This is a genomic window from Georgenia phoenicis, assembly GCF_047302425.1.
Classification (GTDB): Bacteria; Actinomycetota; Actinomycetes; order Actinomycetales; family Actinomycetaceae; genus Oceanitalea.
In genome coordinates this window covers 806,450-831,552 of sequence record NZ_CP154855.1, presented here as the reverse complement: position 1 = coordinate 831,552, position 25,103 = coordinate 806,450, and the positions used below count along the sequence as shown (strand labels likewise).

At 73.0% G+C, this 25,103-nt stretch carries 16 protein-coding genes; 8 read left to right on the top strand and 8 right to left on the bottom strand.

Features of this window, described 5'->3' with window-relative positions:
- Positions 1-32: 32 nt before the first annotated feature.
- On the top strand, positions 33-950 hold the full coding sequence (locus AA0005_RS04145; RefSeq protein WP_413452151.1) for a glycosyltransferase: 918 nt from the start codon (positions 33-35) through the stop codon (positions 948-950).
- Here the strand turns inward: AA0005_RS04145 and AA0005_RS04140 are convergent.
- Together AA0005_RS04140 and AA0005_RS04135 are read right to left on the bottom strand one after the other, a co-directional pair.
- The gene (locus AA0005_RS04140; RefSeq protein ID WP_413452150.1) at positions 907-2,361 is read right to left on the bottom strand and encodes an O-antigen ligase family protein; all 1,455 of its coding nucleotides are present in this window, start codon (positions 2,359-2,361) and stop codon (positions 907-909) included. The genes AA0005_RS04145 and AA0005_RS04140 overlap by 44 nt on opposite strands.
- The gene (locus AA0005_RS04135; protein ID WP_413452149.1) at positions 2,358-3,065 is read right to left on the bottom strand and encodes a hypothetical protein; all 708 of its coding nucleotides are present in this window, start codon (positions 3,063-3,065) and stop codon (positions 2,358-2,360) included. Before AA0005_RS04135 ends, AA0005_RS04140 begins: the two co-directional genes overlap by 4 nt.
- Positions 3,066-3,647: 582 nt before the next feature.
- Between AA0005_RS04135 and AA0005_RS04130 the strand changes: the two genes are divergently transcribed.
- The 7 genes from AA0005_RS04130 to AA0005_RS04100 all read left to right on the top strand — a co-directional run bounded on the left by AA0005_RS04130 (position 3,648) and on the right by AA0005_RS04100 (position 15,553).
- Positions 3,648-5,114 carry a sugar transferase gene (locus AA0005_RS04130; RefSeq protein ID WP_413452148.1) on the top strand — a complete coding sequence of 489 codons (1,467 nt, stop codon included), beginning with the start codon at positions 3,648-3,650 and terminating at the stop codon, positions 5,112-5,114.
- On the top strand, positions 5,101-6,054 hold the full coding sequence (locus AA0005_RS04125; protein ID WP_413452147.1) for a glycosyltransferase: 954 nt from the start codon (positions 5,101-5,103) through the stop codon (positions 6,052-6,054). The genes AA0005_RS04130 and AA0005_RS04125 overlap by 14 nt, the downstream gene beginning before the upstream one ends.
- Positions 6,051-11,138 carry a kelch repeat-containing protein gene (locus AA0005_RS04120; protein ID WP_413452146.1) on the top strand — a complete coding sequence of 1,696 codons (5,088 nt, stop codon included), beginning with the start codon at positions 6,051-6,053 and terminating at the stop codon, positions 11,136-11,138. Before AA0005_RS04125 ends, AA0005_RS04120 begins: the two co-directional genes overlap by 4 nt.
- Before the next feature lie 176 nt (positions 11,139-11,314).
- On the top strand, positions 11,315-12,502 hold the full coding sequence (locus tag AA0005_RS04115) for a polysaccharide pyruvyl transferase family protein (RefSeq protein ID WP_413452145.1): 1,188 nt from the start codon (positions 11,315-11,317) through the stop codon (positions 12,500-12,502).
- Entirely contained in the window at positions 12,499-13,737 is a 1,239-nt protein-coding gene (locus AA0005_RS04110) for a Coenzyme F420 hydrogenase/dehydrogenase, beta subunit C-terminal domain (RefSeq protein WP_413452144.1), read from the top strand. The genes AA0005_RS04115 and AA0005_RS04110 overlap by 4 nt, the downstream gene beginning before the upstream one ends.
- Entirely contained in the window at positions 13,734-14,579 is an 846-nt protein-coding gene (locus AA0005_RS04105; RefSeq protein ID WP_413452143.1) for a glycosyltransferase, read from the top strand. The genes AA0005_RS04110 and AA0005_RS04105 overlap by 4 nt, the downstream gene beginning before the upstream one ends.
- Entirely contained in the window at positions 14,573-15,553 is a 981-nt protein-coding gene (locus AA0005_RS04100; protein ID WP_413452142.1) for a glycosyltransferase, read from the top strand. The genes AA0005_RS04105 and AA0005_RS04100 overlap by 7 nt, the downstream gene beginning before the upstream one ends.
- Here the strand turns inward: AA0005_RS04100 and AA0005_RS04095 are convergent.
- The 6 genes from AA0005_RS04095 to AA0005_RS04070 form a co-directional block, all read right to left on the bottom strand.
- A complete protein-coding gene (locus AA0005_RS04095) occupies positions 15,511-17,256 on the bottom strand; it encodes an asparagine synthase-related protein (RefSeq protein WP_413452141.1) in 1,746 nt (581 codons plus the stop codon). The two genes, AA0005_RS04100 and AA0005_RS04095, sit on opposite strands and share 43 nt — an antisense overlap.
- A gap of 103 nt (positions 17,257-17,359) precedes the next feature.
- A complete protein-coding gene (locus AA0005_RS04090; protein ID WP_413452140.1) occupies positions 17,360-18,115 on the bottom strand; it encodes an aspartate/glutamate racemase family protein in 756 nt (251 codons plus the stop codon).
- A complete protein-coding gene (locus AA0005_RS04085; protein ID WP_413452139.1) occupies positions 18,108-19,670 on the bottom strand; it encodes a lipopolysaccharide biosynthesis protein in 1,563 nt (520 codons plus the stop codon). The genes AA0005_RS04090 and AA0005_RS04085 overlap by 8 nt, the downstream gene beginning before the upstream one ends.
- Positions 19,671-19,863: 193 nt before the next feature.
- Positions 19,864-21,258: a hypothetical protein gene (locus tag AA0005_RS04080; RefSeq protein ID WP_413452138.1), complete on the bottom strand. Its 1,395-nt coding sequence runs from the start codon at positions 21,256-21,258 to the stop codon at positions 19,864-19,866.
- 195 nt (positions 21,259-21,453) lie between these two features.
- Positions 21,454-22,455 (bottom strand): glycosyltransferase, encoded by a 1,002-nt coding sequence (locus AA0005_RS04075; RefSeq protein WP_413452137.1) that lies wholly within the window; start codon positions 22,453-22,455, stop codon positions 21,454-21,456.
- A gap of 127 nt (positions 22,456-22,582) precedes the next feature.
- Complete coding sequence (locus AA0005_RS04070; protein ID WP_413452136.1) at positions 22,583-25,102, bottom strand: LuxR C-terminal-related transcriptional regulator; 2,520 nt, start codon at positions 25,100-25,102, stop codon at positions 22,583-22,585.
- Position 25,103: the final 1 nt, after the last annotated feature.

The window sequence follows — 25,103 nt, the reverse complement described above, 5'->3', positions numbered from 1 at the left end:
GGAGCACCTCCCCGGTGCCACACAATGTGGGGGTGCACGCACGGCCGCGGGTGTCGGTGGTCGTCCCCGTCCGGGACGACCCCCGGTTGTCGGCCTGCCTGGACGCGCTGGCCCGGCAGAGCTACCCGGGCGAGCTCATCGAGGTGGTCGTGGCCGACAACGGGGACGACCCCGCCGTGCGGGAGGTCGTCGCCGCACGTCCCGGCGTCCGGTACGTCGCGGAGCCCGCGGGCGGCTCGTACACCGCCCGGAACGCGGCGGTGCTCGTGAGCACCGGCGAGGTGCTCGCGTTCACCGACTCCGACTGCCTGCCCGAGGAGGGCTGGCTCGAGCACGCGGTCCGTGCCCTGACCAAGGGGGCCGACATCGTCGCGGGGCGGGTCGCCGTCTACGCGCGCGACGCGTCGCGCCCCCACCCGGTGGAGGCCTACGAGCTCGTCCACGCCTTCCCGCAGGAGACCTACGTGGCCCGCAGCGGCGCCTCGGTCACCGCGAACATGTGCACGACCCGCGCGGCCTTCGACGCCGCCGGCCCGTTCCGCTCCGAGCTGTACTCGGGTGCCGACGTCGAGTGGGCGCAGCGCGCCAACCGGCTGGGTCTGCGCACCGTCTACTGCGCCGACGCCGTCGTGCACCACCCGGCCCGCGACTCCTACTCCGCGCTGCGGACGAAGCTGCGGCGGGTCATCGCCGGCCGACACGAGCGCGACGTGCTCGACGGCCACGACGCCCCCGCCCCCTGGCCGGCGCTGCGCTCACTCGTCCCCCCGCTCGGCGCGGTGCGGCGGGCCCGGGCGGCGCAGCAGCTCGTCGGCCCCCGGGCGCGGGCCGCCTTCCTCGTCGGGGAGGTCTACCACCGCTACGTCGCCGCGTGGGTGACCACCGAGCTCGCGGTACGCGACCGCCTCAGGCGCCGTCGGGGCGCAGGCGCTGGCGCAGGTTCGCGGTGAGCGGTGTCGTCACGACGGTGTCGCCCGGCTCGGCGGCCCGCAGGGGCATCCGGGGGCTGATCCCCTCGAGGCGCCACAGCGCTCCGATGGCGCCGACGACGACGACCGTGACACCGACGAAGGTGGCGAAGCTGAAGGAGTCGAAGGTCGCGCTGGCGAGCAGCCCACCGGGCATGACGACCGCGAGCGCCTGCCCGAGGTGGCGGGTCTCCTCGCTGCTGCCGCGCAGCCGGACGCTGCGGGCCAGCGCGTAGGGGACGACGAAGAGGGCGAGCAGCGCCGCCAGGCCGAGCACCCCGCCGGCGAGCAGGGTCCCGTAGAGCTGGTTGTCCAGGAGGATGTACCGCTCGGGGATGACCGTCCCGGCGCCGCGCCCGAGCCACGGCCGCTCCTCGAAGAGCCGCCGGACGAAGCCCTGGTCGGCGATGCGGTTCTGGACGCTCGGGTCGTTGTCCATGTTGGTGAACAGTGCCCGGATGGTGCCGAGCACGCCCCGGTTGACGACGTGGAAGGCCGCGGTACCGGCCACGGCCACGACGAGGACGTTGTAGCGCCGGCGCCAGGGCCACACCACCGCGAGGAGACCCATCGTCACGGCGACCGTGAGCATGGCCGAACGGGAGATCGACAGCGGGATCGCCGAGGCGATGAGGCCGACGCACACCCAGTGCGCCGCGCGGGCGCGGCCGGGCCGCGCGAAGAAGGCGTAGTGGAGCGCGAGAGGCAGGACGAGACCGAGGACGACGCCGAACTCGATGTAGTGGTTGGCCGTGCCGGCCACCCGGGCGAAGTCGCCGTCGCCACGCGCGCTGACCCCGATGAGGTCGGAGTTGTGCCGAAGTCCCGGCACCCGGATGTACCGGGTGAGGTCGACGATCCGGAAGAACTGGAGGATGCCGACGGTCGCCATGACGGCGGACAGGCCGACGAGGGTGCGCAGCAGCGTGTCCAGCTGCCGGCGGGTGACGAGCCCGTCGGCGACCGCGAGCGCCACACCGACCATCGCGACGTTGAGGATGAGCCAGCGGTCGGCGCTGTTCGCCTCGATCTGCGGCAGGAGGCGGTCGTAGCCGACGGCGTACCCGACGAGCTGGACGGCGAGGTACCCGCCCAGCAGCCAGCGCACCGGCTGCCGGCCCGCCGGCAGCCGGTGCGGCCGACGCATCGAGACGCACCACAGGAAGGCGAGGAGGATGCCGACCGCGACGGAGGGCCGCCCCACCGCCCCCAGTCCCCCGATGACGAGCCGCGCGGGGATGAGGAACTGCAGCGCGAGGAAGGTGATGAGGAGGGCGAGGGCGCTGATCCGGTGCCGGCGCAGCAGCACCGGCTCCCACGGCCTCGTGGGAGCAGCACGGCGCAGGAGGACCGGCTCGAAGTCGAGGTCCCCTCGCGTCCGGCTCGTGCTCACGCGTGCGCGGGGTCGCGGGACCGGCGCTGGTCGGAGCCCGGCTCGACGTCGTCGTCGGGCCAGTCGGGCAGCGCCGCGAGCTCCTCCCGCTCGGCCGCACTGGCCCGCTTCCTGGCCCGGCGGCGACGGAAGAGGCCGACGATGTCGTCGAAGAGCACCGCGACGACGAGAGCCGCACTCGCGCCGAGGAGCCCGGTGACCGCCTGCACCTGGAGCTTGCCGTCGTAGGCGACGGCAAGGAGGGACGGTGCCGCGAGGATGTCGAGCCCGTACTGCGCGGCCGGCGGGATGCCCGCCTGCGACTGGCGGGTCTCGAGCTCCTCGACGGCCAGCTCGAAGACGAAGTGGGCGGTGGCCGCCGCCTGCTCGGCGTCCCCGCCGCGCACCGTCACGTTCATGATCGTGCTGCGCGACTGGCTGGCCACCTCGTAGGCGGGCAGCAGCCCCTCCTCCTGCGCCCGTGCCCGCATCTCCCCGCTGTTGAGGACGATCGCGACGGCGGCGTTGGCCTGCGCCTCGTTGCCGTACGGGTTGGGGACCGGGGCCGGCGCACTGCCCGGCGTGATGAGCGCGGTGCCCGACACCTCGTACTCCGGCTGCACCCCGGCCCCGACGACATAGACCGCTCCCGCCGTGAGGGCGAGGAGCGGGAGAAAGATGTACCACCGGCGCAGCGTCGCCACCGTGATCCGCCAGACATCCACTGTGGCCTCCGTTGAACGTTGTCGAGGTGGGACGGGTGGGGACTGACGTCCCCACCCGTCGACCACCCGGTCGGGCCTGGACGGCCCTGCCGATCACGGGCGTCGGTCCGTCTCGACCCGTGGGCGGCCCCCAGCCCGTCGCTGACCGGGCGGTGCCAGCGACAGGGCCGAGCCATGCGGGCGTCGCCCACTTGCGAGCTGCGCCCGGCACGGGACTAGCACAGCACCCGCTCCCGTCCTCCCGGCGTGGCCCGGCGGGTGACGACGAGCTGATACCTCCCCGACGGGCGGGGTGAGCCTCGGGGTGAGCGCCGGTGCCGGTCAGCCGGGGCCGGCGCGGGCCTCACCCTCCTGGCGCACCTCATCCCCGTGGCGTCATCCGCCGGTCACCCTTAACGGCCCGAGCGCCCCGTGACATGTTGGGACGGCTGCTCGGGCGAGCCAACGGCGTCCCGCCCGACCGGCTCTGACCACGACGAGCGATGGAGGGCGAGAGTCTCACGTGAACACCCCTCCCAGCACCCCCACCTTCTCTCCGGCCCGCCTCCACGCCGGCCTCCCTCACCCTGTGCGGTGGCCACGATGACTCTGCGCACCGACCGCTACCACGACGACGACCAGGTCGTCCCCTCCCCCGGGGCCGCGGGGGAGCCGCTCCGGGCAGCCAGGTCGGGCCTGCCGTGGCGCAGCGCGGTGGCGCGCTACCTCGTCGCCCTCGCCGTGGCCGACCTCGTACTCGCCGCGCTCGTCGTGGCGCTCAGCGTGCGCGAGCAGCACGGCGCGGCCATGGTGGCCGCCCTCTCCGTCGCGGCCGGGGCCGGCTTCGTCCTCACCGTGGCGGCGTGCCGCGGGTACCGCGCGAGCTCGACGACCTCGAGCGCCCAGGACCTCGTCAGCCTCATGCGGGCGGCGGGGGTGCTCGCGGTCGCCTCGCTCGTCGTCCACTACCTCGGCGTCGCCCAGGTGCCGCCCGCCCTGTTCGTCGAGGCGCTGGCCCTGACGCTCGCGCTCGCCGCGCTCGCCCGCCTCCTGGCCCGCCCAGTGCTCCACCGGCTGCGCACGCGTGGCGTCTTCCTGCGGCGCTCGCTCGTCGTCGGCCCGGTGGGCGGGCTGGACCACCTCTTCGACGTGCTCGACGAGGCGCCCTCGCACGGCCTCGTCGTCGTCGGGGTGTGCACGCCGACGACCGACGACGTCGGTGGTCGCAGCCCCGTGCTGGGGCGCTACGCCGACATCCCCGAGCTCGTCCGGACGCTCGACATCGACGCCGTCGTCGTCTCCGGCGGGGCGATGGAAGCCGCGGACCTGCGCCGTCTGGGCTGGCAGCTCGCCCCGCTGGGCGCGGAGCTGCTCGTCCTGCCCTCGATCACCGAGGTGCTCCCCCGGCGGCTGCGCCTCGAGTCGCTCGGCGGCACGCCCCTGCTCGGGGTGGCACTCACGACCCCGCGCCCCTCGCTGTGGTCCAAGGCCGTCTTCGACCGCGTGGTGGGCAGCGCGCTCCTCCTCGGCGCGCTGCTCGTCATCGTCCCCGCGGCCGTCGCGGTGCGCCTGACCTCGCCCGGGCCGGCGTTCTTCGCCCAGACCCGCGTCGGCCTCGACGGCCGTCCCTTCACGATGTACAAGCTCCGCTCGATGTACACCGACGCCGAGGCCCGGCTGGCCGAGCTCGTCGACCGCAACGAGGGCAACGGCATGCTGTTCAAGCTGCGGGAGGACCCGCGGGTGACCCGCGTGGGCAGGGTGCTGCGGCGGCTGTCGATCGACGAGCTGCCCCAGCTGTGGAACGTCGTGCGCGGCGACATGTCGCTGGTCGGCCCCCGTCCTGCGCTGCAGTCCGAGGTCGCCCGGTTCACCGGCGACGTCCTCCACCGCCTCCGGGTCAAGCCGGGCCTCACCGGGCTGTGGCAGGTCAGCGGCCGCTCCAACCTGTCGGTCGAGCAGTCGGTGCGCCTCGACCTGCGCTACGCGGACAACTGGTCGGTCCGCATGGACGTCCTCATCCTGTGGCGCACGGCGCACGCCGTGCTGAGCGGCAATGGCGCGTACTGACCGCCTCGGCTCCCCCGCACCGCGGGCGGGGGACGCCGTCGCGTCCGTCGTCGTCCCGGCGCACGACGAGGAGTCCGTGGTCGGCGCACTGCTCCACGCGCTGGCGGACGGTGAGACCGACGTCGTCGTCGTGGCCAACGGGTGCTCGGACCGGACCGCGGCCGTGGCCCGGGAGGTGCCCGGGGTGCGCGTGGTCGAGACGCCGGTCGCCTCGAAGATGCGCGCCCTGGCGCTCGGGGACCGTCACGCCTCGGGCTTCCCGCGGTTCTACGTCGACGCGGACGTCGTCCTCGGAGCTGCGGACCTGCGCCTGCTGGTCGACGCGCTGCGCGAGCCCGGCGTCCACGCGGTGGGGCCCGAGCGCCGCCTCGACCTCACCGGCGCAGGTTGGCTGGTACGCGCGTACTACTCCGTCTGGGCCCGACTGCCCGGCGTGCGGCGCGAGCTGTACGGGCGCGGGGTGATCGGCGTCGACGAGGCCGGCCACCGCCGCCTGGCGGGCTGGCCCGAGACCATGGCGGACGACCTCGTGGCGGCGATGAGCTTCGCCCCCGAGGAGCTGCGCGTCGTCGCGGGGGCCGGGGTGCTCATCCGTGGCCCGCGCACCTACCGCGACCTCCTGCGCCGGCGGGTACGGGCGATGACCGGCAACCGGCGCCTGGCCCGCGACGCTGCGGCTCCCCCGCTGCGGCCCGCAGGGGGCGGCCTCACCACGCTCGTGTCGCTCACCCGTCACGAGCCGCGACTGCTGCCCGCCGTCGCCGTCTTCCTCGGCACCGCCCTGCTCGCGCGCACCCGCGCCCGCTGGGCCGTGGCCCGGGGCAGCACGGTGTGGCTGCGGGACGAGAGCAGCCGACTCCCGGACCGGCAGCCCGGCCCGCCTCGCACGACGGGCGCGGCCTCCACCGCGTCCGCAGATCAACGGGAGCGTTCGTCATGACCCGCACCAGGGCCCGCAGCTGGGCCGCCGTCGTCGTCCTCAGCCTGCTCGCGAGCCTCCTCGGGGCTCTGCCGGCCGCCTCCGCCGACGACCCGCAGATCTCCTTCAGCCTCGACCGCAAGCGCAAGGCGCCCACGCTGCTCGACGGCGCGACGGTCGACGGCGTCATCCACCCCTTCCTCACCGGGGACGGCGGCGTCAGCGCGGTGAGATGGTGGCTGGACGACCCGGCCGCCGCGGGCGAGCCCGTGCGCACCGACACGACCGCGCCCTTCGACTATGCACCGGGCTCGACCGCCCACGCCTCCGGCCCGCTGGACACCGCCACGCTGCCCGACGGCGAGCACAGGATCACCGCGCACGTCACCACCGCCGGCGGGGTGGTGACACGCGAGGCGACCTTCGTGACGGACAACGACGTCGCCGCCCTGCTGACGACCTCCACCTCCACGGTGGAGCTGGCGGCGACGTCCGGCGGGCCGGCAGCAGGCGCGAGCGTCGACGTCGGCACGTCCGACGGCGCCGCCCGCGCCTTCACCGCGACGAGCTCGGCCGACTGGCTCACCGTCGCACCGGCGAGCGGCACGACACCGGCCACTCTCGCCCTGGGTGCGCCCGCCGACCTGCCGGTCGGCTCCCACACGGCGGAGGTCACCCTCACCAGCCCCGACCTGCCGAGCACCACGGTCGCGGTCACGCTCACCGTCTCCGCCGCCCCGCTCGAGGGCTTCACGGTCGTCCACAGCCTCGACTCGAGACGAGGCAGCCCGACGCCGCTCGACGGTGCCGAGGTCTCGGGGAGCATCTACCCCTTCCTCGCACCGGCGGAGGGCGTGGCCTCGACGTCCTGGTGGCTCGACGACCCGCTCATGGGCGGCGCCCCGCTGCGGACCGACTCGACAGCTCCCTACGACTTCGCCCCCGGCTCCGTCACCCACCGGGCCGCACCGCTCGACACGACGACCCTGGCCGACGGCGAGCACACGATCACCGTGCGCGTGACGACGCCGGGCGGTGCCCAGCACGTATCGACGGCCACCTTCGAGACGAGCAACGGCTCCAACGCCCTCGTCTGGGAGCCGGCCTCGCTCGTCGTGGAGGCGGCAGAGACACCGCAGACCCGCACCGTCGCCCTCTCGGCAGCCGAGCCGGGGACCGCCGCCACGCTCGCGAGCGACGCCCCCTGGCTCACGGTCGCCCCCGGCCCGGTGGCCCTGCCTGCCACCGTCGAGGTGACGGTCGACCCGACCGGGCTCGCGGGCGGCACCCACACCGGGCGCGTCACGGCAACCGCCGACGGCGCCGTCTCGGCGGTCCTCACCGTCTCCTTCCTCGTCGACGCCGCGCCCGGTCTCGTCGTCGACCCCGGTGCCGTCTCGGTCACGGCTCTCGCCGACGGCGGGCCGACGACCGCGCCGCTCGTCGTCTCCTCGAGCGACGGCTCCGCCCTGCCCTTCACCGTGTCGGCCTCGGTCCCCTGGCTGTCGGCCGACCCCACGGCGGCAGCCGCCCCCACACAGCTCACGGTGTCCGCCTCCCCCGCCGGCCTGCCGCCCGGGACGCACGCCGGTGAGCTCGTGCTCTCCTCACCGGGGCTGCCCGACGTCGCCGTCCCCGTCACCCTCACCATCCAGGAGACCTCGCTCTTCCAGGTCGTCACCGGAGCGGACCCGAAGCGGCGTTCGCCCGAGCCGCTCGGCGGGCGGACGGTCAGCGGGGACATCTACGTCTTCCTCGCGCAGACCGACGGCGTCTCCTCGACCTCGTGGTGGTTAGACGATCCGCAGCGCACCGGGGCGCCGCTCCGCACGGACTCCGCCGCCCCCTTCGACATGGCGCCCGGGTCGGTCGCCCACGCGGCCGCCCCCTTCGACACCTCCCTCGTCCCCGACGGCGAGCACACCGTCACCGTCGAGATCCTCACCTCCCACGGCGTCACCCACGTCCTCGACACCTCCTTCACGTCGGTCAACGACACCAACGCGCTCACGTGGACGCCAGCGGCGCTCGAGGTGACCGCCGCCGAGGGCGGGCAGGTGCGCCAGCGCCAGGTCACGCTCGAGGCGACGACGCCCGGCACCGTCGCCCAGCTCGCGAGCACCGCGCCCTGGCTCAGCGTGACGACGAGCCAGGAGACCACCCCGTCGACCGTCGACCTCCTCGTCAACCCCGCCGGCCTGTCGGCCGGGGTGTGGCAGGGGGAGGTCGTCGCCACCGCGCCCGGCGCCTTCACGGCGGTCCTGCCGGTGACACTCGTCGTCGGCGACCCGGGCGGCTGCGCGCCCGTCGCCTGCGAGCTCATCAAGGTCGACACCCCCTACAACCTCGGCTTCCGCTACGAGGCCAAGGGCATCATCGACACCGCCGGGGTCGGCACCGGTTTCACCACGCTGCTGCCCCGGCCCGACGACGCGGAGTACCAGCGTGACCGGCTGCGGGTCGACCTCGGCGAGGGGACCCTCGACATCACCGGCGCCCCTGGCTCGGTCAAGGAGAACACCCTCGACAACGCGCTCGGCGTGGGCTTCGACGGGCCCACCGACACCACCGTCATCACCGCGACGATCACCGGCCCGCCCCCCGCGACGGGGAAGTACGAGCAGGCCGGCATCTGGTTCGGCTACGACCAGGACCACGTCGACCGCGTCGCCCTCGTCCACACGCCCAGCGGCTGGCGGGTGGAGCACGTCCTCGAGGTGGGCGGGGTCGAGGTCGCCCGGCGCAACTCCCCCTACCTCACGATCCCCAGCGACGTGCCCGTCGAGCTGTCGATCCGCGTCGACCCCGCCACCCGTCAGGCGACGGGCTACTACCGGGTCGGGGACGGCGGGCAGTCCGCCCTGCGGAGCTTCGACGTGCCCGGTGAGTTCTTCAGCTTCGACGCCGCCGGCATCGACCCGCTCATCGGCACCCGGAGCTTCGGCGGTGTCTTCGCGAGCAGCCGCAGCGCGCCGGACCCCGTCGACTTCCGCTTCTCGCAGTTCTCCGTCACCGGTGAGCACGACCCGGCGGACGTCGCCGACTACCCCTTCGAGCGGTACTCCGTGCCCGTCCCCTTCCCCACCTCGATGGCCTTCGGCCCGGACGGCAAGCTCTACGTCCAGTCGATGTTCGGCAAGATCTACATCCTGTCCTTCGCGGCCGACGGCACGGTGAGCAGCACGCAGGTCGTCTCGACCCTCGGCACCCGCCTCGCGCTGGGCCTGACGATCGACCCGGCGTCCACCCCGAGCAACGTCATCGTGTGGGCCGGCCACTCCTCGCCCTCCGCCGACGCCGGCGAGGCCGACTCGAGCATCGTCTCGCGCCTGTCGGGCCCCGGCCTCGCCTACCGGAGCGACGTCATCACCGGGCTCCCCCGCTCGATCGCCAACCACGGCACGAACGCGATCCACTTCGGCAGCGACGGCCGCCTCTACATCGCCCAGGGCGGCAACACCGGGGCCGGGGCCCCCAACACCGCGAACACCGAGTTCGGCGACCGCGGCGAGCAGCCGCTGTCCGCCGCGCTCCTGGTCGCCGACGTCAAGGTTCCCGGCTTCGACGGCGACTGCGCCCACCCCACCGACATCTACCGGTCCGGGGACTGCGACGTCGAGGTCTTCGCCTCGGGCCTGCGCAACACCTACGACTTCGTCGAGCACTCCAACGGCCGGCTCTACGGGCCCGACAACGGCCTCGGCGTCGTCGGCAGCTACCCGCCCTCCCCGCAGGCGCCGTGCACCGGGTTCGGCGACACGCGCCCGTGGACCCAGGGTGGGAACAACCCCGGGAACCAGAACGACGTCCTCAACCTCCTCGAGGAGGGCCGCTACTACGGCCACCCCAACCCCACCCGCGGCGAGTGCGTCTTCAAGTCCGGCAGCTACCAGGGCGTCGACCCGCTGCCGACCTGGACCCCGCCGATCGGGGACCTGGGCGCCAACCGCTCGGCCAACGGGATCGTCGAGTTCAGCGGCGACGCCTTCTGCGGGGCCCTCGACCACGACCTCCTCATCACGAACTACTCCGTGGGCGACGACATCACCGCCGTCACCCTGTCCGCCGACGGCCGCTCCGTCGTGGGGACGCGCAGCATCGTCGGCGGCTTCACCGACCCGCTGCCCATCACCCAGGCGCCCGACGGGCGAGTCGTCGTCGGTGAGTTCGCCGGCTCCGGGGGGCAGATCACCTTCCTCACCCCACGGGACATCGGCTGCTGGGAGCAGGAGGCACCGCTGCCCGTCGACCTCCTCGACGCCGGCGGCACCGCGATCGGCGACTCGCTCTACGTCGTCGGCGGCAAGAACGCCGACGGCCACTCCACCCGCGTGTACCGGTACGACGCCCCTGACGACGCCTGGACGCGGGTCGCGGACCTCCCCGGGCCGGGCGTGGAGAACCCCGCGGTGACCACCGCCCAGGGCCGGCTACTCGTGCTCGGCGGCTCCACCGCCCCGTTCTCCGGCGCGGTCGCCACCGCGTGGTCCTACGACCCGGCGACCGACACGTGGTCCGCGCTGCCCTCCATGCCCACCGCCCGCGGCGGCGCGACGGCCCAGGTGGTCGGCGGGCAGGTGTACGTGGCCGGTGGCATGACCGGTGACGGCGCCTCGACGGCCGTCGTCGAGCGGCTCGACCTCGCGAGCCGCACCTGGCACGCGGCACCGTCCCTCAGCACGCCGCGGGACAACCCGGGCTCCGCCGTCGTCGACGGTGTCCTCTACGTCCTCGGTGGCCGCACCCGTCTCGCGAACGGGCAGACCCCGGCAGCGACGCTGGCCTCTGTCGAGGCCCTGACGCCCGGTGGCTGGGTCGCGCGGGCCTCGATGCCGACGGCGCGGCGCACCATGGCCACCGGCGTCCTCGACGGCCTGGTCGTCGCGGTCGGCGGCGAGGCCCGCCCGGACGGGCTGCCCTTCGACGCGGTCGAGGTCTACGACCCGACGACCGACGAGTGGAGCTCGTTGCGCCGGGTGCCGACCGCCCGGCACGGCGCAGCGGCCGGTGTCATCGGCGACCGGCTGCACGTCGTGGGCGGAGGTCAGTTCGCCGGTGCGGCCGCGAGCGCCGTCCACGAGGTCCTCACCCTGCCAACTCCCTGACCACTAACACGGCGGGCCGCCACCAGCGCGGCCCCACACCCGGAAGGCGATGCATGACCACGCACAGTACGGCGCCAGCCAATCCACAGGTCAGGCGGAGAGGATCCCGCCTCGTTGTCGCCGGTGCCCCGCTCGACAACGACAACCGAGGGGTCGAGGCACTGGGCACCTCCGTGGTGACCCACCTCGCGGCCGCCGACTCAGTGGCGGGCCTGAGCGTCCTGGACGACGGCTGGGGTGTCCGAGCCGACCCCTCGTGGGGGAACACGGTGGACCGGGTCGGGGTGCGAAACTCGCGGCGCTGGCACCGCAGGGAGAGCTGGGCACGTATCCGGTTCGACCAGGCACTGGGCGGGCTGGGGAACCCCTTCGTCAGCCGCCTGGCCCGGTCTGATGCCCTGCTCGACCTCAGCGGCGGAGACAGCTTCACCGACCTCTACGGCCCCCGCCGCCTGGCCACCATCTGTGCTCCCAAGGAAGCAGCCGTACGGGCGGGCCGGCCGCTCGTGCTCCTGCCGCAGACCTTTGGCCCTTTCACCACCCCGGAGGGGCGCCGGCGTGCCGAGCGACTCGTGCGTCGCTCGGCACTGGCGATCGCGCGCGACGCGTGGAGCCACGAGCAGCTGCTCGACCTCGCTGGGCCGTCCGCGGACACGACCCGCCTGCGCCTGGGGGTGGACGTCGCCTTCGGTCTGGTGCCACGTGAACCGGATCCCGCCATCGTGGCGCGCTTCGCCGAGCTGGCCGGGGAGCTGGTCGTCGGCGTTAACGTCAGCGGCCTGCTGCGAGATGAGGACACCGGCGGCCGGTTCGGGCTCGCCGGGCCGTACCTTCCGGCAATGATCGACATCGTCCGTGGCCTCGTCCAGCACGGAGCCTTCGTCGTCCTTGTGTCACACGTCGACGGAGGCGACCCGGCGGAGCGTGACGCCACCGCCCACGCACAGGTCGAGGCGGCGCTCAGCCCGTCCGAGCGGCAGCGGGTCTGGCGGCTGACGCCGACGTTGCGCGCTGCGGAGCTCAAGTGGTGCATCTCGCAGCTCGCCTGGTTCGCGGGCTCCCGCATGCACGCCACGATCGCCGCACTCAGCTCCGCCGTGCCCGCCTTCGGCTACGCGTACAGTGACAAGGCGCGCGGAGTCTTCGCGACGTGCGGCGTGGCAGACCACGTCGCCGACGCCCGCGCCGTGGCCGGTGCCAGCGCGGTGGAGCGAGCTCTGGACTCCTTTGCTGCACGCGCGCACGCGCGTGCTGTCCTGCTCGAGCACGTGCCCAGGGTCGTCACTCGAGCCCGCATCCAGCTCGACGAGGTGCTGGAGGCAGTCTCGTCGTGGCGCGGCCAGACGGCCGGTACGGTCGCATGATCGGCCGTCTGCCGCGCTCCATCCCGGAGGTCGTCGCCTCGCACCTGTGCACGGGATGCGGTGCCTGTGCCCACGTCGCCGGGGACGGCGTGACCATGCACGACGTTCCCGACGTCGGGCGTCGGCCGCTGCCCATCGCGTCCGTCAACGGGTCGCTCACCGGTGACGCCCTCGCCGTGTGCCCAGGACGGCAGCTCGAGCACCGTCCTGAGACGCTCGAGGATGCGCCACTGAATGGTGAGTGGGGGCCGGTGCTCGCCCTCTACGAGTGCTGGTCGACAGACCCGGACGTGCGTCACCGCGGCTCGTCGGGCGGGGTCGCTACTGCCCTCGCCGCACACGCCGTCACCAGCGGACGCGCGAGCGGCGCGCTCCAGGTGCAGGCCGACCCTCTCGACCCGCTGCGCAACGTCACGGTCCGCAACACGACCTACGCGTCCATCACCGCCGCCACAGGCTCCCGGTACGCGCCTGCGAGCCCCTGTGAGCGTCTCGACCTCATCGAAGCGGCGGACGGCCGCACGGTCTTCGTCGGCAAGCCCTGCGACGTGGCCGCTGTCCGCAACGTCTCGGCGCTCCGACCCGCCCTCGCCGACCACCTCGACGTCACCGTGGCGATCTTCTGCGCAGGCACACCGTCCACCGCCGCCAGCGAACAGCTCATCCGGACCCTTGGCGTCGACCCGGGCGAGGTCACATCCGTCCACTACCGGGGCGAGGGATGGCCCGGGAACTTCCGGGTGCGCACCGGGACCGGCGATGTTCGAAGCATGACCTACGCCGAGGCGTGGAACGGCACCCTGACCAAGCACCGTCAGTGGCGCTGCCTGATCTGCCCCGACCACACGGGCGAGTTCGCCGACCTGTCGGTCGGCGACCCGTGGTACCGGGAGATCGGCCCTGACGAGCCCGGGCGATCGCTCGTCGTCGTGCGGACCGAGGCGGGGCGCGCGGCACTGCTCGCAGCCCTCGAGGACGGCGCACTCGATGGCGGTCCGATCCCACTCGAACGGCTCGAACAGTCCCAGCCCAGCCTCGCCGCCACCCGGGGGGCGGTGTGGGGGCGCGTGCTCACCATGGCGCTCATGGGCCTACGGGTGCCGCGCTACCGCAACGTCCCCGCCTTCCGGCTGTGGCTGCGCCTCCCCCTGCGCGGGAAGGTGAGCTCGATCGCCGGCACCTACCGCCGCGCCCGCCGGCGCGGCCTGCACCGACCGGAAGTGAGCTCCGAATGACGCACCGCGCCGACATCCTCATGATCACCTACCACAGCGCCGGCTACCTGCACCTGAGCCTTCCCCGTCTCTTCGAGACCCTCGGCGAGCGCGACCGCGTGTGGCTGTGGCACAACGGGGACGACGAGGCGACCCTCGAGGCCCTGCGGCCCTACCGTGAGGACCCCCGGGTGCACCGTTTCCACCACAGCCGTGAGAACGTCAAGCTCCGCGAGCCGACGAACTGGCTCTGGCAGGAGTCATCGGCCACGTACGTCTCCAAGGTCGATGACGACTGCCGGGTCAGCCCCGGCTGGCTCGACACCTTCTCCGCTGCGCACGAGGCGAATCCCCAGCTGGGTGTGGTCGGCAGCTGGCGTCACCCTGATGAGGACGTCGTTCCGGAGCTGGCTGCCCGCAAGATCGTCGATCTGGCCGGCGGTCACCGGCTCATGCGCAACCTGTGGGTCCAAGGCAGCGGCTACCTGCTTCCGCGCGCCCTCACCTCCCGTCATGGCGGCATCCGGGAGGAGGAGTCCTTCACCGGCTACTGCATCCGCCTCTCGCGGGGCGGCGCCCTCAACGGCTTCTACTACCCCTTCGTGCCCGAGGACCACATGGACGATCCCCGTTCGCCCTACACGCTCATCCGAACCGATGCCGATCTCCGCGAGCGGATGCCGCTCTCCGCCCGCGCGAACGGTGTGACCACTGTCGCCGACTGGACTGCGCAGCTCGTGCAGAGCGCCCGGGTGCTGCAGACGGCGTCTCTCGACGTCCGCGCGCACTCCGGCTGGAGACGCAGGGTCACCTCGGTGCGCAAGCGCGCCCAGCGGCTGGCCGGGAAGCCGGCACGGTGGTGAGCCCGGTCGCGGGACCGCCTGCTCCACGCCCGGGGGACGAGCCGGATGTCCTGGTTGCCGTCGTCACCTACAACAGTGCCTCCGTCGTGGACTCCTTCCTGCGCGCCCTCCCGGACGCTCTCGAGGGGGCAGGAACCGCGATGGTCGTCGTGGTGGACAACGCCTCCCAGGACGGCACCGTGGGCCTGGTCAGAGCACTGGCTCCGTGGGCCACGGTGCTGGAACCCGGAAGGAACCTGGGCTACGGCGCAGGGATCAACCTGGCGTTGCGCGCAGCTCGTCCGCGCCGCGGCGCCTACGTCCTCAACCCCGACGCCGTACCGTCTCCCGGTAGCGTCGCACGCCTCATCCACGCGATCGAGAGGGCCGACGACGTGGGCATTGCGGTTCCCCGTATCGTCGACGGCCAGGGACGGCTGAAGTACTCCCTGAGGCGCGAACCGACGATCAGACGAGCGCTCGGCGAGGCTGTGCTCGGGGGACACCGTGCAGCCCGCTACCCCGCCTGGGGAGACATGATCCGGGATCCCGCCCATTACGTCGATGGAGCCACCGCCGACTGGGCGACGGGTGCGGCGATGTTCCTCGCCCCGCGCACGCTCGACGCGGTCGGCAGCTGGACGGAGGACTTCTTCCTGTACTCCGAGGAGACCGACTACGCGCTGCGGGCCCGCGATGAGGGTCTGCACCTCCGGTACGTCGCATCCGCCGACGTCGTCCATCCTGGCGGTGACATGTCGGTGTCCCCCTGGCTGTGGAGTCTTGTGGCGCTCAACCGGACCCGGTTGTACCGCCGGAGGCACGGTGGCATCGCCGGTGCGGTCTTCTGGCTCGTCGTTCTCCTCAACGAGGCCAGCCGCGCCCTTCTCGGGCGTCCGACGCACCGCGAGGCGGCGCGGGCACTGCTACGGGGCCAGGTGCGGCCTGCAGATCAGGCTCCCGCCGGCACGCGCGCGACGGCGCGGCTCTCGTAGTCCGACAGCCAGATCCCCGTAGCCGCCACCCTCCCGAGAAGGAGCGCCGGCGCGGTGGGTCCGCCACTGCGGATGGCATCCACCTGCGCCGCGACCGCGGACTCGTCGATGATCCGGTGTGCGCCGAGCTCGAGCAGCTCGCTCAGACGCTCCCCGTAGCGGGGCTCGGTCCGCAGCCAGACATCGGCGGGAAACACAGAACGGCGCCGCTCGCTACGTTCGGCCAGTCCCTCCAGACCAACGACGTCTCGAAGCTTGGCACCCACCATGTGGGTACCCAGCCGGGCCGCGCGTCGTAGCCCGGACACCGGGTGGCGACGCGTGAGCCCGGCGAGCTGGTTGACGTAGGACGTCTCGCCGGACCAGTACACGTGGTCGAGTGCGGCGGGTGCGTTGCCGTCGTCGCTACGCGGGATACGGGCGGTACGGGGGAAGAGCTCGCGGTGCACCCTGAGGTACAGGTTCCCGTTACGGCGCTGCTGCGGGGACAGACGCGCGGCGAGCTGCAGGAAGCGGGAGTCGAGGAACGGCGCCTCGGCACGCATTCCGGAGCGCCGCAGGGCGTTGGTGAGCATGTTTCCCCACCGGAACTGCCGGTTGGCAATCTTCCAGTACAAGACCATGTCGTCGCGTGCGCCGAGGTCCCAGTCAGCCAGCGACTCAGCGAGGGAGGCGCGGAGCACCTCGGGTGCCCGCTGGGAGAGACCACCGCTGAGGAACTCGGCGGAGATGCGCGCGTCAGCGGCATAGCGCTGCCACTGCCGGTCGAGCACGGCCCGGGGGTCGGTGAGCCCGACGGCCTTGTCGTCTCCCCACAGGGGACCTCCCGCGAGACCGTTCACGACGGTACCGGTCAGCGACCGAAGCGTGTCGACGAACCACAGCTCATACATCTCGCTCGCGCTGTGTGCGCCGTCCATACGGTCCAGCGCCTGGATACCACCGGTGAGGACGGTCCCACTCGTCACCGGGATGGCCACGTGGTCGAGCCCGAGGGCGGCAGCCACGCGGGCTGCGACCACAGGCTCGTGGGTGGGAGGCGTCCCGTAGGTGTAGGTGCTGGGTCGAATCCCGAGCTGAACAGCGGCCTCGGCGATGGCACGACTGTCCAGGCCCCCGCTCAGCCCGAGGGCCGTCGTCCCGGCCCCGTCGAAGGCATCGGCCACAACTCGAGGCCACAGCTCGGCGAAGGCGCCGATGACGGCGTCGTCCGCCAGGACGTCCCGGGTCGGCACGAACAGCGGGGCAGCGCTGACCGACACCTCACGGTCCGGTGCCCAGCGCAGCCGTCCTCCTGCGGGCAGCATGTGCGCGTCCCTCAGCAGGGTGCGCGTCCCCAGCGGGTGGTGCATCGCGAGGTACTCGACGACTCCCCGCTCGTCCGGCTCCGGGCTGACACCGAGGCTCACAAGGGTCGCCAGGTGGGTGGAGACCGCGACGCCGTCGGTGACCGCTCCCCAGTAGCACGGAAGGAAGCCGACCCCGTCGGTCCGGAGGTCGATCTCGCCGCCGACCGCGAGCCCGAGACCGACGTGTCCGGCCTCGGCACCCACCTCTCGGTCGCCCGCGGCCGCCGCGAGCCCACGGGGCGAGGTCGCGACGGTGAGGTGAATCGCCCTGCCGTTGGTGCGGTCCTCCGCGAGGGTGCCCCCGGCGGGGGCCGTTGCGACGAGGGCGGCGCACGCAGTCCGTGTCTCGTGCACCTCCCACTGCACCGCACCGGGTACCGCTGCGGCAGCACGTTCGACCGTGTCCCGACGCTGCGCGCTGAGAACCGGGCTCACGGGCCCCGTGACGGCAAGTAGCTCATACGACATGGGGGACCAGCTCCGGTGGCTCAGGGACCGACGTGGCGAGGCGCAGCGTGGAGGAGACGAGAACGTCGAGCGCGTCGACGACGGGGACGGGCAGCAGCAGCTGGTCGGCCACGAGGGAGATCTCCGTGCAGCCGACGACGACGTGGTCAGCCCCCGCGCTCACGAGGGAGAGTGCGGCGGCGGCGAGCGCACTGACGACCCGGTCACCGACATCGCCCGCCTTGATCGCGCCGATCGCGGCCATCACCCCGCCCTGGACCGAGGCCTCCAGGGGCACGGTCCCGAGGCCCGCCCGCTGCAGCTCCGCCTGGTAGAGGCCGGTCGCCACCGTCCCGGTCGTCGCGAGCAGGCCCACCCGGTGAGCACCGAGGGCCGCGACGCGGTTCGCCGTCTCCCGCAGCATGTGGACGATGGGGACGGGTACCCGCTGCTGCAGCCACGCGTGGTAGGCGTGCGCCGTGTTGCACGGGATGCACAGCATCTCCGCACCGGCGGCGACGAGACGCTGCGCCCCGGCGTACAGCAGGGGGCGCGGGTCCTCCCCACCACTGAGGAGAGCGGCCGTCCGGTCCGGGACGGCGGGGTTGGAGTCGATGACGACATGGAGGTGGTCCTGGTCGCGCCGTGCCGGTGTGGCCGCGACGATCCGGCGGTAGGTCTCGACAGTCGCGAGGGGCCCCATCCCTCCGACGACACCGACCGTCCGGTGACGTGCCGTGTCACGCGCAGGTCCGGTCTCAAGCATGGTCTCCTCCAGCGCTCGTCGCGCCGCGGGAGGAGCGTGTCTTGCGCCGCTTCGCGATCGACACGAGATCCCGGAGCTCTCCACGGGCACGCGGCCACACCGCCAGGCACAGGCCCCACGCCGCGGCCGCCGCACCACACGTCGCGGCGAGACTCCCGAGGGCCGGGAGGTCGACACTCATCCGGACGGTCACGCTCACAAGCAGGACGGCTGCCGAGACGACCACGGGACGCGCCATCGCCCGGAAGGGGTCCGCGGGAGAGAGCGCAGTGTCCCTGCAGGCCACGACGAAGGCGGGAACCAGAAGCAGGAGCTGGGTCGCCGCGTACGAGGCGGCAACCCCGGTGACTCCCCAGCGGACGCCGACGGCAAAACCGCCGACCGTCACGACTCCGTTGATCGCCGCCCAACCGGCGTATGCCGAGCCACGACCGGTACTCGTGAAGATCCACCCGGTTGTCGTCGAGACGAGCTGGACGAAGCCGGCAACCGCAAGAATCTGGAAGAGCGGCGCTGCACCCACCCACTGCTCGCCGAGCACGACCTGGACGAGCTCGTGCGAGGTCACTGCCATGACGACAACGGCCGGCATGCCGGCATGGCTGAGCCCGCTGACGGCACGGCGGTACGCGTCCCGGTAACGCTGGGGTTCTCCCTGGAGCGACGCGAGAGCCGGCACCATGACCGCTTGGACAGGAGTCTTGAGCTGCCGCAGCGGGAGCATGAGGAGGCTGTAGGCACGGCTGTACAGGCCGAGCGCTCCAGCGTCGAGCACCCGGCCGATGATGACGTTGTCGGCCTGGCGCGAGAGCGTGTAGCAGAGGTTGGCCACCGAGACATGGGCTCCGAAGGCGAGGAGTGGCAATGCTTCCCGCAGTGCGGAGGGGCGGCTCGGACGCCAGGGGACGGCCCACCAGTTCAGCGCCGTCACGATGACAAGGACGCTGACGTTCTGGACGACGAGCGACCACACCCCCATGCCGAGGAGGGCCGCCGCGACAGCTGCGACGCTCGAGAGGACACCAGCGGCCATGTTGCGTACGGCGATCCGCCGGAACTGCATCGCCCGGTTGAGGAGCGCACCGTGCTGGACGGCAAGTCCCGAGAACACGAAGCCGGCGCCGAGCGCGGCGCACAGCGGGACGACCGCCGGCTCACCGTAGAAGGCAGCCAGCGGGACACCCGCCGCAGCCACGATGAGCGCGAGCAGCACACCGGCAGCGGCGTTGATCCAGAACAGCGCGTTCACCTGCACCCAGGTGAGCTGCTCGCGCTGGACGACTGCCTGGCTCAGGCCGAGCTGTCGGAACTGCGTGACGACGACGGTGAGTGTCAACGCCATCGCCATCAGGCCGAAGTCCGCGGGCGTGAGGAGCCGGGCCAGCACGACCGTGGTGGCGATCTGCAGCCCTGCGGAGACCCAGTTGCTCAGCAGGGTCCAGCTGATTCCCCGGGTGACGGTGCGCCCCAGGTCGCCGCCACGCACGGACCGCTCCAGCCATCCGTCGAGCGAGGGGGCGCCGTCCGCATGCGTCCGGTGCGCGAGGAGCCGCAACAGGCACCTCCTTACGCGACGACGACGACCTCCAGCGTGGTGTGTCGCTGCTCTCGCCGCCTAGACCGATGAGCGGGTGACAGACCGGTTCCGACGGGGTGAGGAGGGTGGCGGAGAACGGAGATGTGAACGAGCGGGCCGCCTCGAGGTGTCCCGAGGCGGCCCGCTGAGTCATGCGCGAGAAGTGGCTCCGTCAGCCGGCGTGGACGGGCCTACCGGTCTCGTGCCAGACGTTGCCCTCCCACACGTTGCCACGGACGCCCTCGTCGAAGCCGCTGATGGCACCGTAGCGGCCGCACGAGTCGAAGTACTCCGTGGAGAAGTGGTTGTCGACGAAGGAGATGTTCCTGCCGTTCGGGAAGGGCTTCGAGTCGAGGCTCCCGCCGTAGGCGCAGTAGGAGCCGGTCGTGGCCAGGAGGTTCCCCTCGATCCGGTAGCCGTCGATCGTGCGGAAGTCGCCGTACATCGGCAGGGCGGCCGAGCAGCCGGTGCCCTCGCACTTGATGACGTTGTTGAGCAGGGCGTTGTTCGTCCCGCCGTTGTTCCCGACCCCGCCGCGGTGGGCACCGGAGTCACCGGTCCTGTCCGAGAAGATGTAGGAGTTGCTGATCGTCGTGTCGTGGACGACTCGCGAGGCCCTACCCACGTTGTGGATGTGGCCGTGGTCGAAGGTGTAGCCACAGTCCGGCGAGTAGAGCGGGATGTCACTCTCGGTGGCCTTGGCGCCGTCGATCTCGACGTACTCGAAGCGGACGTTCTCCGGGCACTGCCCGTTGTCGCCCTCCTTCACCTGCACCATGTAGGTACCGGTGCCGTTGACCTTGACATCGCGGACGGTGACGTTGTCGTGGGTGATGGTCAGGCGGCCCTCGATCTCGAGGCGCTCGATGACCTCACCGTCGCGCGAGCTCTCGTACCCGTCCTTGACGGTGCGGGTGGGCTCGTGGCGCGGGCCGGTGGTCTCGGGCGTGGGCCACGCCCCGTCCTCACCGGGCTCGGGAGCCGGCTCGGGCTCCGGTGCCGGCTCGGGCTCGGGAGCGGGCTCCGGCTCGGGAGCGGGCTCCGGCTCCGGAGCGGGCTCGGGCTTCGGCTCCGGCTTGGGCTCGGGCTTGGCGTCCGGGAGCTTGTCGGCGTTGAGGCTGAAGGCCTCGCCGTCGACGCTGCTGTCGACGACGACCGCCGGCTTGCCCTTCTGCGACATGAAGTCGTTGCGGCAGTTCTCGAGGGCCACGCCCTCGGCGTAGTAGTTGCCGAAGGTGATGCCGTTGGTCTTGCTCGGGTTCTCGCACTCGACGGTGGTGTCGAGGATGCGGGTGCCCTTGACGTCACCGTCGACCCGGATGCTGTGGTGGCCGCCGTAGCTGACCTTGGTGTTCTTGATCGTCACGTCGTCGGCGCGGACGTAGATGCTGCCCTCGACGTGCAGGCCGTCGACGACGGTGCCCGGTTCGGTGATCGTCAGGCTCCGTGAGGGAGTCAGATCCATGTCGTCGGGGACGCCGGTGCTCGACGCCGCTGACGGTCCCGCCACGAGGCCGACGCCGCCCAGGGCGACGACCAGACTCGTGAGCGCGTGTGAAACTCGCATAGCAAACAGCTCGCTCTTCCTCGGTTGCGGATTGCGGCGCACGATGGCGCCGGCCAGTGGGGAAATCCGCCCGAGCTCCCCCCCCCGTGGACCACACCACCGTAACCGAACCGTTACCGAGAAGCCGGTCGGGCGGCGTCAGACGGCCCCGAGGAGGGGGTGAGAACGCAGGTCAGAGGGCTGTCGTGGACTGCCTCACACCGCGTCCAGTAGGAAGCTGCGCGGGGTCGCCGCGACGTGGACGCGCCGCGCCATCGCGGCCCGCAGGTCCTGTGCCGTCAGCTCGGCGGGGAGCCGACGGACGGCCAGCCCGCGGCGGTCGAGCTCGCCGGCGATGAGCTCCTGGTGGTCGTCCACGTGCTCGCCGTGGGCCTGGTGGCGCGGCAGCACGACCGGGCACCGGCCGGCGTCGAGCGCGGTGAGGCACGACCCGATGCCCGCGTGGGCGATGACGAGGTCCGCCTCCGCGATCGCCGCGTGCAGCCGCGCCGCCGGCACGTCGACCTCCCCGTCGACCGGCAGCCCGGCGCAGTCGGTGACACCGACCTGCCACAGGACCTCGGCGTCCTCGGCGAGGACCTCGGGCAGCACGCGGACGACCGCCTCCAGGGCCCGCCGGAAGCCGTAGGTCTTCATCGTCCCGAGCGTGATGACCACGCGCCGGGCCGCCGGAACGGGCCGCACCGGCAGGACGTCGTAGCCGTCGAACAGGGAGCCGCGGTAGCGCCACCGGGCGTCCGCCCACTGCCGGTACTGGCTGTAGCTCTGCGTCCCGGGAACTCGGGAGACGATCCTGCCGGTGAGGCTGGGTCCGTCGGCACGCGCCGCGCTCTCGATGTAGTGGGCCCGGATCCCCAGGGCGCGGGCCACCGGCAGGAAGGCGAGGGCGATCCCGGAACCGGTGCTCACGACCCGGTCGAAGTGGCCCTCACGCAGGATCCGCCGCGCCTCGGGCATGACCCGCACCACCTCGCCGTACCCGCGGGGCGGGATGTAGGGCACGTGGTGGACCACCTCTCCCGCGAGCAGCGAGCGCGACTGCGCCTCGTCGAAGGTCGCCCACTCGACGTGGCTCAGCTCGGGCCGCATCCGGGCGCGCAGCCGCCACAGCTGCTCGAGGTGGCCACCGGTCGAGGCGACGAGGAGGGTGCGGCCCGTGGCTCGGGCGCGACCGGCTGCGGTGCTGGTAGGACTCACGACGACCTCCCACTCGGTTGCTGCGACAACTTCACCACCGGGTGCGAGGGCGACGGCGTGCGGGGAGGGGTGATCGGCAGCCGAACGGCGGCGCGGCGCGGGATGAGCGCCGGGGTGAGCGCCGTCGTCAGTCGTCGTCGAGGAGGGACAGCTCGCGGGCCCGCTCGAGTGCGCGCGTCCGGTCGGAGACGCCGAGCTTGCGGTAGATGCGCCGCACGTGGGTCTTGACGGTGGACTCCGAGAGGTAGAGGCGCCGGCCGATGTGGGCGAGCGGGACGTCGGCACGCAGCTCACGCAGCACGCGCAGCTCCGCCACGCTCAGCTGTCCGGCCCGCAGCGGCTCGGGGAACACCGTGTCGGTGTCGGCGAGCCGCGGCTCGTCGAGGAACGTGCGTGCCCACGAGCCCGCGGGGGCGATGGCCTCGAGGTCGGCGCGCGGCACGGTGAGGAAGGGCAGGAGGACCTCGGTGTCGGCCGCCAGACCCACCGCAGTGGCGAGGGCGTCCACCGCGGTCTCCCGCTCGCCGGAACGCCACGCTGCGCACGCGTGGAGCAGCAGCAGCTCCAGCCCGACACGGGGCCGGGTACCGGCCAGGGCGGCGGCGTTCTCCGTCAGTCGCAGGGCCTCGGCGTAGGCGCCGACGTAGAAGGCGTGCCGGGCGCGACTCGCGTGCGTCCAGGCACCGCCGTCGGCGGCGCCGGCGAGGAGGGCACCGGCACGGTCGAGGCGTCCCTCGGCGAGCGCGAGGTCGACCCGCAGGGCCGTCACGGAGGCGCGGACGAGCTCGACCTGGCCCTGCCCGTGGTCGGTCGCGTGCCGCTGGAGGACCACTCGGGCCTGCTCCAGCCGGCCGTGCAGGATGTCGGCGAAGGCGGTGGCGACCCGCATGAGCTCGAGGAGCGGCGCCAGTCCGTGCTCCCCGCCCGCGGCCGGCACCGCGGTCGGCGTCGTCCCGGCGAGGCGCAGCCCGGCGAGGACGGCGCGCGCGAGGGGGCGGGCCACCGCCTCCAGGCGGGTGGGCGCCGCGGCGAAGTCGTCGGCGTAGGTGCTCCAGGCGTCCGCCGCCCGGGTGTGGCCGAGCAGCGCCATGGACAGCGCGGTGCCGTGCGCCGCCTCGCGGGCCGCGGCGGAGTTGCCGAGCCGGACGGCCTCCTGACAGGCGAGGACGAACCCGTAGGCGGCCCGCACGCCGTCGTTGGCGTACAGCATCGACAGCGCCCACTGGGTGAGCAGCTCGGGCACGGCCCGCTCCACGTGCGGCGGGTACTGCGGGTGCCCGCCGTCCGCGAGCCGGCTGTCCAGGCCCTGCAGCAGGATCTCCGCCGCGCCGAAGGTCGGGGTGCCGTCGAAGCGCAGCGCCAGGCGCTGGGTCGTCGTGAGCGAGCGGACCGGCAGCGGGCTGCCCGGTGTCAGCAGGCCGCTGCGCAGCGCCTCCTCCGCCTGTCGGCCGGTGTCCCGGTCCAGGACGTAGTCGCGGGCGACGACGAGCCGGGCGCTCGAGGCGACGAGCTCACGGGGCATCGCCCGCACGGCAGCCTGCACCGCGTCGGCGTGCCGGTCGAGGAGCTCGGCCCAGTGCTCCTCGAGGATGCCGAGGACGAGCGGCCAGACCTCCGCGCGCAAGGCGTAGGTCAGCGCCTCACCGGCAAGGTGCTGCTTGCGCCGCCGTTCGGCGAGACGCTTGTTGAGCTCGCGGAACCGAGCCGGACGGTCGCTGCGCAGGTTCTCCAGGAGCGCCTGACGCAGGCCGCGCGGGTACGCGGACGTGCCGTCCGGGCGGGTCTCGGTGTAGGAGCTACGGACGACGACGCCCGCGAGCGACAGCTGCTCGGGCTCGTCGAGGAGGATCTCGAGGTCGCCGGGGAGCAGCGTCTCCGGCACCGCCAGCGCGGTGACGACGTCGCGCCACTCCTCCCGCTCCTGGTCGGCGAGGATGAGCCCCGTGTAGCGGGCGACGGCCGTGCTGTCGGTGACCAGCCGGCCGTTGCCGGCGCGCCGGGTCTCGAGCAGCGCCGCCCGGACGAGCGCGGGCCAGCCGGCGTACTCGCGGCAGATCTCCTCGCTCTCCTCAGGCGTGACGGCCAAGCCGAGCCGCGCGGCCAGCAGCGCCGTCAGCGCCGGCGTGAGCCGCAGCTCGGGGGTGTCGAGGACGAGCGCGTCCACCGTCGCGGGGCCGATGCTGCCGATCGGGCGCGCGACGCGCATCGTGACGACGAGGTGGAGGAGGTCGTGGACCTGGGCGAGCTCGACGAGCCGGGGGTCGACGCCGACGTCGGTCACGTGGTGCAGGCCGTCGACGACGAGGACGAGCCGACGGGTGAGCCCCCGCAGGGCCCGGTCGACCGCGGCGTGGTCCGGCCCCCGTTCGGGCGCGGCGAGCCCCGCGGCGACGAGCGCGTCGTGGACCGCCGCCCACAGCGCGTCCGCGCCGATGCGCTCGGAGACGGTCAGCCACGCGACCGACCTGTCGTCCAGCTCCCCGCTGCGCAGCCAGTAGGCCACCGTGCTCGTCTTCCCGTAGCCGCGCGGTGCGCGCAGCACGACGAGCGCGGGCACGCGCCGCATGACCGTCTCCGCGGCGGGCGTGGGACAGAAGACGCTCGGGACGCGTGGCAGCCGGGTGCGGCGGATGCCGCTCTCGGGCACG